At 71.5% G+C, this 15,633-nt stretch carries 12 protein-coding genes; 5 read left to right on the forward strand and 7 right to left on the reverse strand.

The features are described from left to right. The first annotated feature begins 72 nt into the window (after nucleotides 1-72). The 3 genes from ABFX55_RS06350 to ABFX55_RS06360 all read left to right on the forward strand — a co-directional run bounded on the left by ABFX55_RS06350 (nucleotide 73) and on the right by ABFX55_RS06360 (nucleotide 4,171). A complete protein-coding gene (locus ABFX55_RS06350; RefSeq protein WP_346118530.1) occupies nucleotides 73-2,295 on the forward strand; it encodes a thiamine pyrophosphate-dependent enzyme in 2,223 nt (740 codons plus the stop codon). 166 nt (nucleotides 2,296-2,461) lie between these two features. After that, nucleotides 2,462-2,791 carry a hypothetical protein gene (locus ABFX55_RS06355; protein ID WP_346118532.1) on the forward strand — a complete coding sequence of 110 codons (330 nt, stop codon included), beginning with the start codon at nucleotides 2,462-2,464 and terminating at the stop codon, nucleotides 2,789-2,791. A 39-nt stretch (nucleotides 2,792-2,830) separates the two neighbouring features. Then, on the forward strand, nucleotides 2,831-4,171 hold the full coding sequence (locus ABFX55_RS06360; RefSeq protein WP_346118534.1) for a WXG100-like domain-containing protein: 1,341 nt from the start codon (nucleotides 2,831-2,833) through the stop codon (nucleotides 4,169-4,171). A 22-nt stretch (nucleotides 4,172-4,193) separates the two neighbouring features. Here the strand turns inward: ABFX55_RS06360 and ABFX55_RS06365 are convergent, their stop codons facing one another. From ABFX55_RS06365 to ABFX55_RS06375, 3 genes are read right to left on the reverse strand one after another with little or no spacing between them, the layout of a single operon-like run. Continuing rightward, nucleotides 4,194-5,288 carry a magnesium and cobalt transport protein CorA gene (locus tag ABFX55_RS06365; protein ID WP_346118536.1) on the reverse strand — a complete coding sequence of 365 codons (1,095 nt, stop codon included), beginning with the start codon at nucleotides 5,286-5,288 and terminating at the stop codon, nucleotides 4,194-4,196. Nucleotides 5,289-5,298: 10 nt separating this feature from the next. After that, complete coding sequence (locus ABFX55_RS06370; protein ID WP_346118538.1) at nucleotides 5,299-5,772, reverse strand: nuclear transport factor 2 family protein; 474 nt, start codon at nucleotides 5,770-5,772, stop codon at nucleotides 5,299-5,301. A gap of 15 nt (nucleotides 5,773-5,787) precedes the next feature. Beyond that, nucleotides 5,788-6,666, reverse strand: coding sequence for an amidohydrolase family protein (locus ABFX55_RS06375; protein WP_346118540.1), 879 nt, complete (start codon nucleotides 6,664-6,666; stop codon nucleotides 5,788-5,790). A gap of 33 nt (nucleotides 6,667-6,699) precedes the next feature. Here ABFX55_RS06375 and ABFX55_RS06380 point away from each other — a divergent pair, with 33 nt between their 5' ends. Continuing rightward, the gene (locus tag ABFX55_RS06380) at nucleotides 6,700-7,416 is read left to right on the forward strand and encodes a M50 family metallopeptidase (RefSeq protein WP_346118542.1); all 717 of its coding nucleotides are present in this window, start codon (nucleotides 6,700-6,702) and stop codon (nucleotides 7,414-7,416) included. A gap of 66 nt (nucleotides 7,417-7,482) precedes the next feature. Then, nucleotides 7,483-9,570 carry a serine/threonine-protein kinase gene (locus tag ABFX55_RS06385; RefSeq protein ID WP_346118543.1) on the forward strand — a complete coding sequence of 696 codons (2,088 nt, stop codon included), beginning with the start codon at nucleotides 7,483-7,485 and terminating at the stop codon, nucleotides 9,568-9,570. On the opposite strand, the gene ABFX55_RS06390 is transcribed toward ABFX55_RS06385, so the two are convergent. The 4 genes from ABFX55_RS06390 to ABFX55_RS06405 form a co-directional block, all read right to left on the reverse strand. Further along, the gene (locus tag ABFX55_RS06390) at nucleotides 9,548-10,858 is read right to left on the reverse strand and encodes a winged helix DNA-binding domain-containing protein (RefSeq protein ID WP_346118545.1); all 1,311 of its coding nucleotides are present in this window, start codon (nucleotides 10,856-10,858) and stop codon (nucleotides 9,548-9,550) included. The two genes, ABFX55_RS06385 and ABFX55_RS06390, sit on opposite strands and share 23 nt — an antisense overlap. Before the next feature lie 401 nt (nucleotides 10,859-11,259). After that, nucleotides 11,260-13,260 carry a transglutaminase TgpA family protein gene (locus ABFX55_RS06395; protein ID WP_346118547.1) on the reverse strand — a complete coding sequence of 667 codons (2,001 nt, stop codon included), beginning with the start codon at nucleotides 13,258-13,260 and terminating at the stop codon, nucleotides 11,260-11,262. 338 nt (nucleotides 13,261-13,598) lie between these two features. Further along, on the reverse strand, nucleotides 13,599-14,672 hold the full coding sequence (locus ABFX55_RS06400) for a DUF58 domain-containing protein (protein WP_346118549.1): 1,074 nt from the start codon (nucleotides 14,670-14,672) through the stop codon (nucleotides 13,599-13,601). A 1-nt stretch (nucleotide 14,673) separates the two neighbouring features. Beyond that, nucleotides 14,674-15,633 (reverse strand): AAA family ATPase, encoded by a 960-nt coding sequence (locus ABFX55_RS06405; protein WP_346118551.1) that lies wholly within the window; start codon nucleotides 15,631-15,633, stop codon nucleotides 14,674-14,676.

Genomic DNA, 15,633 nt, shown 5'->3' on the forward strand with positions numbered 1-15,633 from the left:
ATCTGTCAGACAAGAACTTCGTCCTCCCGGACCGGCAGACGCACGCGGTATCTGGGGGACATAATCGGGCTTGTGGCGCGCGACACTGTTGAGACTCACTTCACCGATGCGGTTGCGACGCTCAAGGCGGGCGCTCCCCGAGATCCGGCCCTGCCCGTCAGGGAGGGCAGCACGCTGACCGGCGAGCGATGCCGTGAGCTGTACGACCGCCAGCAGGGCAGCCGGCTGCTCGACATCGCCGCCAGATGGCTGCGCGAGCAGAACGAGGGCTTCTACACGATCGGCTCGGCCGGCCACGAGGGCAACGCCGCGGTGGCCGCCGCCGTCCGGACCACCGACCCCGCCCTCCTTCACTACCGCTCGGGGGCGTTCTACCTGACTCGCTCCGTCATGGCGGGCCGCCTGCCCGAGCAAGGGCTGCGCGACGTGCTGCTGGGGCTGACCGCCTCGTCCGACGAGCCGATCGCGGGCGGCAGGCACAAGGTGTTCGGCCATCCAGACCTGGCGATCATCCCGCAGACCTCCACGATCGCCAGCCACCTGCCGCGCTCGGTGGGCGTCGCGCTGGCCATCGAGCGGGCCAGGGCGCTCGGCGTCGCCTCCGCCTGGCCGGGCGACGCGATCGCGGTGTGCAGCTTCGGCGACGCCTCGATCAACCACGCCAGCGCCCTGTCGGCCTTCAACACCGCCTCCTACGCCACCTACCAGGGCCAGCCGCTGCCGATCCTGTTCGTGTGCGAGGACAACGGCCTCGGCATCTCGGTCCGCACGCCCAAGGGCTGGGTGGAGGCGGCCGCGCGCCGTCCGGGCATCGAGTACATCCAGGCCGACGGCTGCGACCTGGCCGAGGCCCACGACGCGGCCGTCCGCGCCGCCGAGCACGTGCGCACCACGCGCTCGCCTGCCTTCCTGCACCTGAGCACCGTGCGGCTGATGGGCCACGCGGGCTCCGACGTCGAGTCCTCCTACCGCACCCAGCGCGAGATCCGCGCCGACTACGAGCGCGACCCGCTGCTGCGCACAGCCGCCCTGCTGGTCGAGGCGGGGCTGGCCACGCCCGAGGAGCTGCTCAGGCGCTACGAGGCCGAGCGCGAACATCTACTGCGGATGGCGCTGGAGGCCACCCGCGCGCCCAAGCTCACCTCCGCCCGCGAGATCACCGAGCCGCTCGCCCCGCGCAGGGCCGACATGATCGCCAAGATCAGCCCGGTCGCCGCCGAGCCCTCGGTGAGGGAGAAGGCCTTCGCGGGGCAGCTGCCCGAGAAGGAGGACAGGCCGCTCACGCTCTCCCAGGCGATCAACCGCACGCTGGCCGACGCGCTGGCCGTCTATCCGGAGATGATGGTCTTCGGCGAGGACGTCGCCAAGAAGGGCGGCGTCTACGGCGTGACGCGAGGGCTGCAGAAGCGCTTCGGCGCAGGGCGCGTCTTCGACACCCTCCTCGACGAGCAGGCCGTGCTCGGCCTGGCGCTCGGCTCGGGCGTGTCCAGAATGCTGCCGGTGCCGGAGATCCAGTACCTCGCCTACCTGCACAACGCGCTCGACCAGATCCGCGGCGAGGCGGCGACGATGTCGTTCTTCTCCCGCGGCGCCTACCGCAACCCGATGGTGGTGCGCGTGGCGGGCTACGCCTACCAGAAGGGGTTCGGCGGCCACTTCCACAACGACAACTCCATCGCCGCGCTGCGCGACATCCCTGGCATCGTCATCGCCTCGCCGTCCAGGCCCGACGACGCCTCGGCGATGCTGCGCACGTGCCTGGCCGCCGCGCGCACCGAGGGCTCGGTGTGCGTGTTCATCGAGCCGATCGCGCTCTACAACACCCGCGACCTGTTCGACGAGGGCGACAGCGGGTGGCTCGCGCCGTACGCGCCGCCGACCAGGTGGGCCGAGACGCACGTGCCGATCGGCAGGGCGCGCGGTTACGGCGACGGCCGTGACCTGACGATCGTGACGTACGGCAACGGCCTGCGGATGAGCCTGCGGGCGGCGGTCAAGCTCACCCAGGACGGGGTGAGCTGCAGGGTCCTCGACCTGCGGTGGCTGGCGCCGCTGCCGATGGAGGACCTCATGCGGGCGGCCGAGCTGACCGGCAAGGTCCTGATCGCCGACGAGAGCAGGCGCACGGGCGGCGTCTCGGAGGGCATCGTGGCCGAGATGCTCGACGCGGGCTTCACCGGGCAGTTGGCCAGGGTCGCCTCGGCCGACAGCTTCATCCCGCTGGGCGAGGCCGCCAACCACGTGCTGCTGTCGGAGGTCGAGATCGAGCAGGCGGCGCGCAAGCTGCTCACCTGACCTGCGGGTCTCTCCCGGAGTACGGCGCGCGAGCCCTGCCCGCCGTACTTCGGGGAGAGACCCGCCCGCACCCCTCCATGTCGGCTTTGTTCTCCCGAACGACCTCAAAAACACATCGAACGGTGATATCTTCCTGCGCAAGTGATCTTTGCGCACGAGGTGAACGGTGGAACGGGAGCTTCTGTTCGACGACGCGTCCATGAGCGGTGGCGCCCAGCATTTGCGTGAGGCCGGTCTGCTGCTGCGTCAGCACACCGACGCCCTCCTCGCGACGGTGCGCGGCAGCGGTACGACAGCATGGGGCGGCAGCGGCATCGGTATGGCCATGGAGGCGCTCCACGACCTGCTGGACGAGGTGTGCGGACACCTGCACCGCAACATCGACCTTGCCGGCGCCGGCATGGACGACATGGCCAAGGAGCTCCGTCTGGCCGAGGCGGACGCCGTCGCCGGCGCCCAGGCCATCGACCGGGCACGGAACAGCCGTGAGATCTGACGGCAAGAGGCCCGTACCCACGCGAAGGAGGCCGGCCTGATGGCGGTGACCATGCCCGCCGAGCTCCGGCCCGGCTTCAACCTGCTGGGTGTCCCGTGGCCGGACGAGGACGAGGACGCGCTGCGGCGGTGCGCCACCGCCTACCGCGGCTGCGGCGACGCGCTGTCCGGCGAGGTGAACCCGGGGGCCAAGGGCGCCGTCGCCTACGCCTCCGCCGGCAACTCGGGCGAGCACGTCGACGCGCTCAACGGCTACATGGCCGAGTACGACGACGGCGGCACCGCGCCGAAGGGGCATCTACAGGGCCTCGCCGCCTCCATGCACGCCCTCGCCGACGGCCTCGACCTGGTCGCCCGCCTCATCGAGATCGTCAAGGCGGCGCTGATCCTCCTGGCTATCTACGTGATGGTCGCCCTGGCATGGGCCCTCGCCATGGCCGTCCTCTCCGGAGGGCTGGCCATGCTCAAGGCGCGCACCTTCGTGGGGATCCTGCGGGTGTTCGCCCGGCGTTTCGTGACGGTGCTGCGCCAGAAGCTCGAAAGGTACTTCCGCGGAAGGCTCGTCCGAGCCGTGGAAGCCCGCGTGCGCCGGATGCTCGGCGCGAAGCCGCCGGCGCTGCCCAAGGTCCCCATGCGCCGGCTCCGGTTCCCGACGGCGCCCACGATGCTGGCGGCGGCCGGCGGCGTGCTGTACAAAGAGGGACCGAAGCGGCATGACCCCGCCCCTGAGTCGCCCCGCGGCGTCTCGTGGTCGGGGAAGTACCGCATCGGACCGGTTCAGCCGCCCGAGATGGCCTACGACCACGACTTCCCCTACGATCCCGATCTCAAGCCGACGCTCGAGGACTACAGGAACTGGTACGAGTGGCGGGCCAAGATGCACGGGGCCCGGATCAAGCGCCCCGAGCTCGAAGACGGGCTGGACGCCTACGAGCGCTACATGAGCGGTTCGGGCCGCGACCATCAGGTGGACTACGAGAAGGCCTACGACGAGGACGACGGGGTGCGCGGGTCCGTCGACGACGCCATCGCCAACGCCCAGGCGGAGGCCGAGCGCCTGTACAGGGAGAGCGGCAGGAACCGCTTCGAGATGACGGGCCTGCCGACCCGGGGGGACACCACCACGGAGAACTGGGACAAGGCGATCGGCGCGCACGCGATCTGGGGAAGCGGCAACGTCACCGTCCAGGGCAACCAGGCCACCATGCAGATCACCCTGCACGCCGAGGACCGCTACAACTTCAACGCGGGCGCCGCGGACAAGGCCACCGGGATCCCTGACGACGAGAACGGACGGTTCGAGGTCCTCGGCTGGGCCAAGTCCTTCAACACCCACGGATCGCTCACCCGCACCGTGACCTGGACGCTGCCTTCCAAGTGAGACCGCCCTCCAGGGATCGGGCTCACAGCCAGTCGCGCCGTTTGAAGACCACGTAGAGGATGAGGCACACCGCCGCCATCAGCACGATCGCGAACGGGTAGCCGAAGGCCCAGTGGGTCTCGGGCATGTGGTCGAAGTTCATCCCGTAGATGGTGCCGACCAGCGTGGGCGCGAACAGGATGGCCGCCCACGCGGAGATCTTCTTGACCTCCTCGCTCTGCGCGTAGCTGGCCCTGGTCTGCTCCTGCGCCACGAGCGTCGAGTTGATCATGAGGATGTTCTGCAGCAGCTGGCGGAAGCCCGCCACCCGCTCGGAGACGGTGATCGCGTGGTCGGCCACGTCGCGCAGGTAGCTCTGCAGCTCCTCGTTGACGCCGTACTTGTGGGCGCCCGCGATGAAGCCGTCGATCATCGGCAGCAGCGGGCTGGTCGCCCTCTGGAACTCGATGACCTCGCCGAACAGCTCGTAGACGCGGCGGGAGACCGTGGGGTCACCGCCGAAGACCTGCACCTCGATCTCCTCGATGTCCTTCTGCAGCCCCGCCACGACGGGGGCGTAGCCGTCGACCACGGCGTCGAGGATGGCGTAGAGGACGGCCTGCGGCCCCTGACGCAGCAGGTCGGGGTCCGACTCCATGCGCCTGCGCACCGCGGCCAGGTCGGGCGACTCGGCATGCCGTACGGTCACCACGAAGTTGTTGCCGACGAAGGCGTGCACCTCGCCGAAGGCGACCTCCTCGACGTCGTCGAGGTAGGTGGCGGCGCGCAGCACCACGAAGAGCATCTCGCCGTAGCGGTCGGCCTTGGGGCGCTGGTGACCGACGATGGCGTCCTCGAGCGCCAGCTCGTGCAGGCCGAACTCGCCCGCCAGCTTGGCCAGCTCCCAGTCCTTCGGTCGGTAGAGGCCGATCCAGGCCATGCTGCCTGGAGTGTTCTTGAGGCTGTCGAAGGCGTCGGCGAGGGAGGCGGGCGTGCCGATGCGGTGGCCGTCGAGGTAGAGGGCGTTGTCGATGACGGTGGGGCGGTAGGGAGGAGCCTCCTCACTCTTGGGGTCCATCGAGTGCTCGGGTGCCGGTTCGCGCCCGCCGCTGCGCAGGAAGCCCTTCATCCGTGCCATGTGGGCCCTCCTACGACAGCTGGAACTCGGTGAGCGCCTGCTGGGCCCGGTCTCTGATGGTCTTGCGGAACATCGGGGTCCACCCGAGCAGCAACCCCGCAGGTCTGCCCAGCGCCATCCTGGACCACTGGCGGAAGTCGAAGTCGTCATGGTGGCGCACGATCAGCCCGTCGTCGAAGCGGAAGAACGCCTCCACCTCGTTGACCACCTCGCGGCCCGTGCTGGTGAAGGTGTAGCGGGCCGTCCACCCGGCGCTGCCGGTGAAGTCGTCGGCGGTGATCGCCCGGTAGGCCACGTCGGTGCCGTCGCCTCTTGACAGCATCAGCCGCCACATGGCCATCACCTTGTCGCGGCCCTCCAGCTCCTGGAAGACCGGGTCCCCGAAGCTGACATCAGGGTGGTAGCAACGCTCCATGGAGTCGGTGTCGCTCTTGCTGAACGCCTCGAAGAAGGTGGTGAGCAAGGCCACATGCCGGTCGTTCATGACATCCCCCTCTGATCAGATCATGCGTATCGCATTCTCCCAGCACACGGCGCGCAACCAGTCACCACCCAGGCCGAGTCCTTCCAGGCCGTCGAGCTGGTGGGCGTAGGCGTGCGGGATGGTGGGGAAGTCGCTGCCGAGCACCACCTTCCCAGCAAGACCGAGCTCACGCAGCCTCGGGCTGAGCCGTTGGGGAAAGGGCATGCCGAGCTCGGCGAAGGAGGTGAAGGCCATCGTGGTGTCCAGAGCAACGCGCTCGTGCCGTTCGGCCAGGTCGAAGAAGTCCTCGTACTCGGGCATCCCCAGGTGCGCGATCACCATGCGCAGGCGGGGGTGGCGGCGCATGACCTCGCTGACCGGCTGGACGCCCACGCAGCCGCCCGGCACGGGCACCGAGCTGGCGTGCACCACGACGGGGGTGCCCGCCTCGGCGAGCAGGCCCCAGACCGGGTCGAGCTCGGGGAGCCTGGGGTCGAAGGCGCCGACCTGGAGGTGGATCTTGAAGATCCTGACGCCGTCGTCGAGCGCCTGCCGTACGTAGGCGAGCACGCCGGGCTCGGGGAAGAAGGTCGCCGACGGCAGGCACTCGGGCACCTTGCGGGCGAAGTCGAGGGTCCAGGCGTTGAGGTCGGCGGCCATCCCCGGCCTGTGCGCGTAGGCCAGGGCGGGGAAGGCGCGCAGGCCCATCCCGGTCAGCAGCGCGACGCGCTCCTCCACCGGCTGCCGGTAGCGGATCTGCCAGCCCTGGCCCATGAGCGGGCCGCCGTTGTCGAAGTGGTGCCACACCCTGCGCTCCATCCGCTCGGGCAGGAAGTGGACGTGCAGGTCGACAAGTCCCGGCAGCCCCAGCGCCTGCCACCAGCCGGGCACGGCAGAATCTTGTTCTATGGCCACAGTCGCGACCTTACCTGGATAGGGTCATGCGTGATGGACAAGCTATGGGCCCACCTGGTCGAGGCTCAGCCGCCCCCCGAGCTGTGGCTCGTGGCGCTCTCGGCCCTGGCCGCCTTCGTGATCGTCGCCTACCGCACGTCGTGGCAGCTGACCAGGGGCCTGGTCACCATCGCCCACGAGGGTGGTCACGCGCTGGTGGCGCTGCTCAGCCGCCGCCAACTGCAGGGCATCCGCCTGCACTCCGACACCTCGGGCGTGACTCTCACCAGAGGCAGGCCCACGGGCCCCGGCATGGTCTTCACCGCGCTCGCCGGCTACGTGGCCCCTTCTCTGCTGGGCCTGGCCGGCGCGTGGCTGACCGCCCAGGGGCGGGTCACTCTGCTGGTGTGGAGCGTGCTGCTGTTCCTGGTCTGCATGCTGCTGCTGATCCGCAACCTGTACGGCGCGCTGATCCTGCTGGCGACGGGCGGCGCGGTGTTCGCCCTGTCGATGTACACCCCCGACGACGTCCAGATGGTCGTGGCGCAGGTCGCGGTGTGGTTCCTGCTGTTCGGCGGGGTCAGACCCATTCTCGAGCTGAGGCGCAAGCGGCGCAGGGGCCAGGCGCCCGACTCCGACGCCGACCAGCTCGCCAGGCTGACCTTCCTGCCCGGCGGCTTCTACGTCCTGTTCTTCCTGCTGGTCGCGGCGGCCTCGGTGGTCGGCGGCGCGTGGCTCATGCTGCCCGCGACCGTCCTGCCCTCGCTCTGATGTCACTACGCCCCATCAAGCACCGCAAACCCCACTAAACTCGCCCGGGGAACAGGGGGAGGCGGCGTGCGTTCAGGGGAGGACGCCCCGGGCTACCGGGTGCTCGACACGGCGGGCCAGGGCGGGTTCGGCGTGGTCTACAAGGCCTACCAGGAGCGCCTCGACCGGGTCGTGGCGCTCAAGGTCCTGACCGTCGACAGGGTCGACCAGCGGACCATGCGCAGGTTCCAGCGCGAGTTGCAGCTCACGGGGCGGCTGACCGGACATCCGAACGTGGTCACCGTCTTCGACACGGGCACGACGCGGGCGGGCAAGCCGTACATCGCCATGGAGTTCTTCGAGAACGGCTCGCTGCGCGACAGGGTGCGCGCGCAGGGGCCGCTGCCCCTGGCCGACGTGCTGCGCACCGGCGTGAAGCTGGCCGCCGCCCTGGCGGCGGTGCACGAGGCGGGGGTGCTGCACGGCGACATCAAGCCGCAGAACATCCTCGTCTCCCGGTACGGCGAGCCGGCGATCGCCGACTTCGGCGTCGCGAGGGTGGTCGACTCGTCCGAGATGTCGGCGACGTCCCAGGCTTTCACCCCCTTGCACGCGGCGCCCGAGGTGGTCAGCGGACAGCCGCACAGCGTCGCGTCGGACGTCTACTCGCTCGGGTCCACGCTCTACCACCTGCTGGCCGGGCAGCCGGCCTTCCACTCGCCGACCGACTCTTCGATCGCGCCGCTGATGTTCAGGGTGCTCAGCAGTGAGCCACCGCCCATCAACAGGCCGGACGTGCCGCCGATCGCGGCGGAGGCGATCCTGCGGGCGATGGCCAAGGCGCCGGGCGAGCGGTACGAGTCGGCGTGGGCGTTCGCGAGGCGGTTGAGGGAGGTGCAGGAGGCGCTCGGGCTGCCGGTCACGGACCTGGTGTCCGCCGAGCCCGCCCCCATGGCGGAGGCGCCCCCTCCTGTCCACACCTCCCCTTACGCGCCCCCTTCGGATGCCTCCCCCTACGTGCCGCCTTCGGACGCCTCCCCTTACGCGCCGCCTCCGCATGGCGGTCCGTCCTACGTGCCTCCCTCCCAGGACGGCTCCCCGTATGCTCCTCCCGCGCATGCGGGCTCGGCCTACGGGTCTCTTGCGGCTTCGCCCTTCGCTCCCTCTGACGGATCGCCGTTCGCGCCCGGTTCGGGTCCCGTCACCGCGTCACCCGGTCCCGCCTTCGGCTCGGGACAGCCGACGACCCCCTCCCCCTTCGACCCGCTGGCCACGGGACGATCGCCAGGCCCCCGCCACCAGTCAGGCTCCCCGGACACCGCCGCCGGTTCCCCCGGCTTCCCAGGCTTCCCCGCCTCCGCGAACTCCGCCGCTGCCCCAGGCTCCTCCTCCCCGGCTTTCCCGGCATCTCCGAACTCCGTCGCCTCCCCGGCTTTCCCGGCGTCCCCGAACTCCCCGGCTTTCCCGGCGTCCCCGAACTCCCCGGCTTTCCCGGCGTCCCCGAACTCCCCGGCTTTCCCGGTGTCCCCGAACTCCGCCGGCTTCCCTGCGGATCTCGGTGCCATGGGCCCCGCAGGCTCGATGGGCTCCGTGAGCGGCGCGGGCTCCGCAACCTCTGCGGGCTCCCTGGGCGTCGGCGGCTCGCTGGGTGGCGTGGGTGCGGCTGAGGGGAGGCATGCCTCGACGACGCCCGTCGAATCGCGTGGGTCGCGGTTGCGGGGCAAACTGGTGATCGGGGCGTCCGTCGTGGCCGTCGCCGTCGCGGGAACGGTCCTCGCCGTCGTCCTCCCCGAGAAGGACCAGCAGCCTCAGCCCACAGCCCAGGCCTCCAAGCAGCCGCAGTCGGCCTCGACCAAGCCCGCCGAGATCAGCAAGTCGGCTCTGGCCGCGCTGGCGCCCCGAAGGCTACGGGTGGTCTCCGACAAGGGGGCCGCGGTCACGGTCCAGTGGACGCTGCCCGCGAAGACCCGCCGCTACCCGCTCGTCCTGCAGCGCGAGCCCGCCGACGGGCAGCAGCTCATGACGATGGAGGCGGGCGCCACCTCGGCCAGGGTGCTGGGCCTCGACCCGGACACCGGCTACTGCTTCCTGGTGGGCGCGGCGCTGGAGATCAGCCAGAAGAGCACGGTCGCCTGGTCGAAGCCGCACTGCATCAGAGGCGCGGTGAGCCGCTGAGGAAGGCCCGAACATCCGCCACTTCCTCCGCCCACCCCCGAGAGCCGCCGCCCGGAGAGCCCGTCTCCCCGACCCCCCGCGAACCGCCGTCAGACTCCTCCCTCCCCTGCGGGCCGATCTCCCCGAGCTTCCCCCGCCGACTCGAGCCGTCCTCCCCCCGCTCTTCCTGCCCACGCGAGTCGCCCTTCCCGAGCTCTGCCTTCCTACGCAGGTCGTCCGCGCGTTCCGTTTCCCCACGCGGGTCGATCTTCTCGAGCCCTTCCGCCACACGCAGGTCGTTCTCCGCGCGTTTTACCAGCCCATGCGGGTCGATCTCCCCGTGCCCCTCACGCCCATGCAACTCGCCGTTCTCCGGGCTCTCCCGCTCAGGCGCATCGCTCTCCTCGAAGGGGCTGAGGGTCACCGTCTCGCCCTTGCGGGACCAGGTGCCCCTGATCACGCCGTCGACCAGCATGACGGGGCGGAGGATGCCGCCTCCGGGAAACACCTCCCGCCTGTGCCGCTCGTCGAGGATCGGCGTACGGTCCGCCCACCCCATCAGGTACTCGTCGAAGGCGGGCGCCAGCCGTACCCCGCCTGGCTCGGACGCGTCGTCCACGGCAGAGGGGGCGGCCAGCCGGAAGGCGGTGCGGGCGGTGCCCACGGGCAGCCCCGACCAGGCGGACAGGTCCTCGGGGGTGGCGGGAGCGTGGGCGCGCAGGTAGCGGACGGCCAACTCCGCCAGCGCCCTGTCCCTGTCGGGCTCGAAGGAGATCGGCGCGCCCAGCCAGTCGGCCGCGTGGACGTAGGTCGGCTTCCCGCCCTTGAGCGGCCCCAGGACGGCGAGGCCGTGGAAGGCGGCGAGTGCCACGAGGTGGACGACGCCCTGGCCCTGGGCTCGACCCGCGAGCCGTTCCTCGAGCTGGGCTTTGGTGAGCGGGCCCTGTCCCGCGAGGGCGCGGTCGATCAGGTGCGGCAGGTCGTCGCCCGTGACACCTTCCTGGGCGAGCCTGCGCAGGGTGCCGGTGTCGTTGCGAGTGAGGGCGAGCAGCCACGGCAGGTCGTCGCGGTGCACGAAGTGGAGGGTTCCGCGCGGGCCCCACGCCCTGACGATCTCGCGGGACCGCCAGGCGTCCTCGATCTGCGCGACGGTGAGGGTGGCGGATCTGGCACGGAAGGCGAGCAGCGCGGAGGGCACGTCCTGCGCCTGGACGGCCAGCAGGTGGCGCACCATCTCCCCAGGGCCGAGCCCCGGTGGCCGGTGGAGGAGCTGGGCGGTCATGCGGGCGCTGCGCGTCTGGTTCGGCACAGCCGGGAGCCTACTGCCCGTCCCTCCCCCACCCTCGCCCCGGTCACCAGCCGCTCCGATCCGGCCCTCTCAAAGGACCCGACACCCGGGCGCGAATCTCAAAGGACCCGAACACCGGGACGGGAAAAGCTGGAACAACCGGACGGGACGCGGGTCGAGGTGTGCGGAAGGCCAGAGGTGCGAGGGTCGAGGGCTGCGAGGGTCGAGGGGTGCGTGGGGTGCGGGGTCGCGGGGACGAAGGGACGAGGGGGGCGCGAGGTCGCGCTCGAGGGGGCGCGGGGTGCGCGGGGTGGCGGGGTGCGCGGGGGGCGCGCGGGTGCGCGGGGTGCGCGGGGCCGAGAGGTCAAGAGGTGCGCGGGGTCGAGAGGTTCAGGGAGTGCAGGGTTCAGGGAGTGCGAGGTTCAGGGGCGGATGAGGGTTCTTGGGTTGAGGCGGTGGGTCAGGCGGGTGCGGAGGGGGGTGGTTCGGCGGGTGTGAGCGCGGATGGCGTCGCTGTAGCGCCAGGCCTCGGAGGCGGCGTGCGGTGGGACGGTGTCCGGGGCGTAGCGGACGTGGTTGGCGAGGGCGGCGAGCGGCTGCAGTTCTTCGGCGTCTGGGTGCCTTGCCACGATCTCGGAGGCGGTGAGTGAGTGATTACCGACCACGCCGAGGTCCTGGCAGGCCTGGTGCCACGCGCCCATGACCCGTCGCGCGTCGGGAGTGGCCCCGCGCCGCGAACGGCGACGCCACCACGGCAGCACCATCGCGAGCAGGAGGTAGGCGGCCACGACGACGGGGGCGATCACCCACCAGTACGACGTGCTCTCGGCCACCGGCACGGGCTTGCCCTTGGGCGCGGACTCCTTGGCCTTGGAGGCGCCGCTCTGGCCGAACTCCCCCTCCAGCTGCTCGCTCTCCTCGATCGCCGAAGAGACGACGTCGTGGTCGTCCTTCGCGCCACTCTTGCCCGGTGTGGGGTAGAACGGCCGCCATCCCAGCTTGTCGAACTTGATCTCCGCCCAGGCCATGACGTCGCCCGAGCGCACGTGGTAGACACCGTCCTTCGCCTGCCCTGGCCGGAAGCCCACGACGACCCTGGCGGGCAGTCCGAGGGTGCGGGCCATGAGCGCGAAGGAGGAGGCGAACTGCTCGGAGGTGCCCCGGTAGGTGGTGTCGAGGAAGAACTCCAGCGCCTTGAGCGAGTGCCCAGGGGGCGCGGTGATGTCGTACTTGGCGGTGGTGCGCAGGAAGTTCTGCAGCCGGTAGGCCTGCCTGATCGGCACGTCGGCTCCGCGCGTGGCGTCCTGGGCCAGCTTTCTGAACAGCTTCTCCTGCGGGCCCACGGGGAACGCCTTCAGGCCGGGGTCGGCCACCGGCACGGCGTGCAGCAGCTCGTCCTTCGTGGGGGCGGCCACCTCGGAGGTCACCTGATAGGTGAAGCCCTTCCCCGTCGCGGCCGAGGTCAGCAGCGCCCCGCTCTCGGGATCGGCGGCCAGCCCCCGCGCGCCCTTCACCGCCACGGGCCGGTCGGCGGCGGGCAGCCAGGTGCCGGGCAGCCCCTGGAAGGTGACCGTCTGACGCACGGTCGTGGTGGCACCGGTCCAGGCGTCCGACGGCACCCTGCCGCCGGTCGGCTGGAAGCGGCCGCTGGAGGTCCAGCGCACGCCGTCGTAACGGTCGAGGACGGCCAGCCGCCAGTTGAGCGGTTTGTCGGCTTTCACGGTGAACAGCGGCCGGTCGGGGATCTGCAGCCAGGCCGAGACCCTGTCGAGCGGGCTGACGCTGTCGACTCTGACCGGCGGCGGCAGCTCGGCGTCCTGTCTCGGGTCGTACGGCTCCCGCGCCATCGGCAGCACCGGCCCTAGCAGCGCGGCGGCCAGCGTCACGACGCCGATCGCGGGAAGCACGGCCGGCAGCCACAGGGCGGGCCTGTCCTCGCGCAGCACCAGCAGCAGGCCGGCCATGACGAGGAGTGCCGCGGACGTGGCCAGGTTGGAGCCCTCGCCGTCGACACCGAGCACGAGCGCCACGCCGTACACGAGGAGGGCGGGCAGCGCGGGCGCGATCCTCAGCCGGGTGCGGGTGAGGGTCTCGGCGCCGGTGACGGCGGCGAGCCAGACCAGCGTGTGCGTCAGGATCAGCAGCCGGGGCTCGGCGGGCGCGGGCAGCAGGGTGGTGAGCAGGGCCTGCCAGGAGTTGGTGAGATCACGTGCGAAGGCGAGGGTGAAGGTGCCGTAGAGCGGGACGGTCGCCGCGAGCCAGAGGACGACGTCCAGGACGAGCGCGAGCCACAGCGGCCTGTTCCTGGTCAGCCCGGCGACGACGGCGGGGACGAGGGCGGCGGGGACCACGACGGCCAGCAGTTCGGCGGCGGGGAAGACGCGGTGGAAACCCCATCCGGCGGTCGCGGCGAGCGCCGCCACGACGGCCGGCCCAGCGATCCGTCGCCACAGCGCGACCTCGGCGACGCTCGCGCCGTCCCGCCTCGAGACGGTTCCCCGAGCGCGCCTGGAGGAGGACCCAGGGGACGTGGGGGGCGGCACCGCGGCGGGCACGACGGAAGGCCCAGAGGGCGGCGCCGCGGCAGGCGCACCCACAGGCCCCCAGTCCGCCCCCGAGGCAGAGGCGAGCGAGGGACCCGAGGGCGACGCGGGTGAAGGGCCCGGGGCAGACGCGAGCAAGAAACCCGAGGAAGACGCGGGTGAAGGACCCGAGGAAGACGCGGGTGAAGGGCCCTGAGACAGTGGGGGCGGTGGGGTGGTCATCGGGTGGTCCAGACGTACGGCAGGGCGTCGAGGTCGCCCACGCGGACCGTGACGACCCCCGGCACGCTGACCTCGGCCGAGCCGGTGAACACGCAGATCACCCTGTCGAACCTCTTCCTGACGGCCGCGGCCCTCGCGGCCTCGGCAGGGTCGGCGGTGACCAGGACGAGGGAGCCGCCGCCGCGCGCCAGCCGTACCGCCTCGCGCGCGTCGCCGGCCCGCACCAGCGCGAGGCGGTCGAGAACCAGCTCGGCGTCGGACTTGGTCTCGGCCAGCACGCCCTCGCCGGTGATGAGCCGCACGGGGAAGCCCGCGCGGGCGGCGGCCAGCGCGACGGAGGCGGCGGCGTCCACGGACAGCTCGGCCAGGTCGCGGGTGTCGAGGACGACGGTCGTGGTGGGCAGGCTGGCGTCGATGAGCTGGCGGACCATGAGGGTGCCCGTGCGGGCGCTGGAGCGCCAGTGGACGTGGCGCAGGTCGTCGCCGACGACGTACTCGCGCAGGGTGTGGAAGGTGACCGTGCCGCTGGGCGCGTTGTCGCTGGTCGGGCCCTCCAGGTGGTGGGCGCGTCCGGAAGGGGGGACGGGCAGCGCGACCGTGCGGGGCCGTACCAGGAGGGTGACGGCCTCGCCGTACTCGCGGACCCTGCGGGTGAGGCCGAGCGGGTCGGCGCGGATCAGCAGCAGAGGGCCGACGGGGATCTCGCCGCGCTCGTGCGTGGGCAGCGGATAGGAGACGGTCCTGAGCGCGCGCCTGGGCAGGCGCGGCAGGTCCACGGTCTGCTCGCCCGAGCCGAACCTGTCGCGCGCCCGCAGCCCCGAAAGCGCCCAGCCGCCCAGGTTGCGCACCTGCAGGACGGCCACCGCGGCGTCGCCGCGCGGCACCTTCAGCGGCGTGACCTCCCGCCGCACCTCCAGCTTCGGCCTGGGCGCGGTCCACGCCAGGGCGCAGGCCAGCGCCAGCAGCCCGCCGCTGGCCAGGACGGCGGGCTCGGGATAGCCGAGGACGTACGCCACGGCGTAGAGGACGAGCGACCCTGCGAGGGTGCCCCAGCCCAGCGGGGTCAGCATGTCAGGCCGCCTGGGGTACCGGCATTCCGGCCATGACCTCGCCCAGCACGTCGGCGGCGGTGCGCCGGCGCAGCTCGGCCTCGGGGGTGAGGATGAGCCGGTGCGCGATCACCGGGACCGCCAGGGCCTTGACGTCCTCGGGCACCACGTAGTGGCGGCCGGTGGAGGCGGCCCTGACCCTGCTGGCGCGCAGCAGCGCGAGGCTGGCGCGCGGGCTGGCGCCCAGGCGCAGGTTGGGGTTGGCCCTGGTGGAGGCGACCAGCGCGACGATGTAGTCGTAGACGGGGTCGGCGACGTGGATCTGTCCGGCGAAGTCGATCATCGCGGCGACGTCGGAGGCACGGGCCACCTGCGGCAGCCTGTCGACCTGCGGCCCGGCCTTGAGGATCTCGACCTCCGAGTAGTGGTCGGGGTAGCCGACGGAGATCTTCATGAGGAAGCGGTCGAGCTGCGCCTCGGGCAGCGGATAGGTGCCGTCCATGTCGACGGGGTTCTGGGTGGCGACCACCATGAACGGCCTGGGCACGGGGTGCGGCTCGGCGTCGACCGTGACGCGGCGCTCCTCCATGACCTCCAGCAGCGCCGACTGGGTCTTGGGCGAGGCGCGGTTGATCTCGTCGGCCAGGACGATGTTGGCGAAGACCGGTCCCTGGTGGAACTCGAACTTCTGGTGCGCCTGGTTGAAGATCGACACGCCGGTGATGTCGCTGGGCAGCAGGTCGGGGGTGAACTGGATGCGCCGCCACTCGGCGTCGACGCTGGCGGCGACGGAGCGGGCGAGCGTGGTCTTGCCGGTGCCTGGCACGTCCTCCATGAGCAGGTGCCCCTCGGAGAACAGGCAGACCAGGGCCAGCTCGACGGCTTCGCGCTTGCCTCGGATGGCGCGCTCGATGTTGCCCGCCATCAGCTGGAAGCGCTGCGCGAACTGCCCTGCCATGGCCGCGGTGTCGGGGTAGCTCAA

This window comes from Nonomuraea roseola (genome assembly GCF_039535395.1).
GTDB lineage: Bacteria > Actinomycetota > Actinomycetes > Streptosporangiales > Streptosporangiaceae > Nonomuraea > Nonomuraea roseola.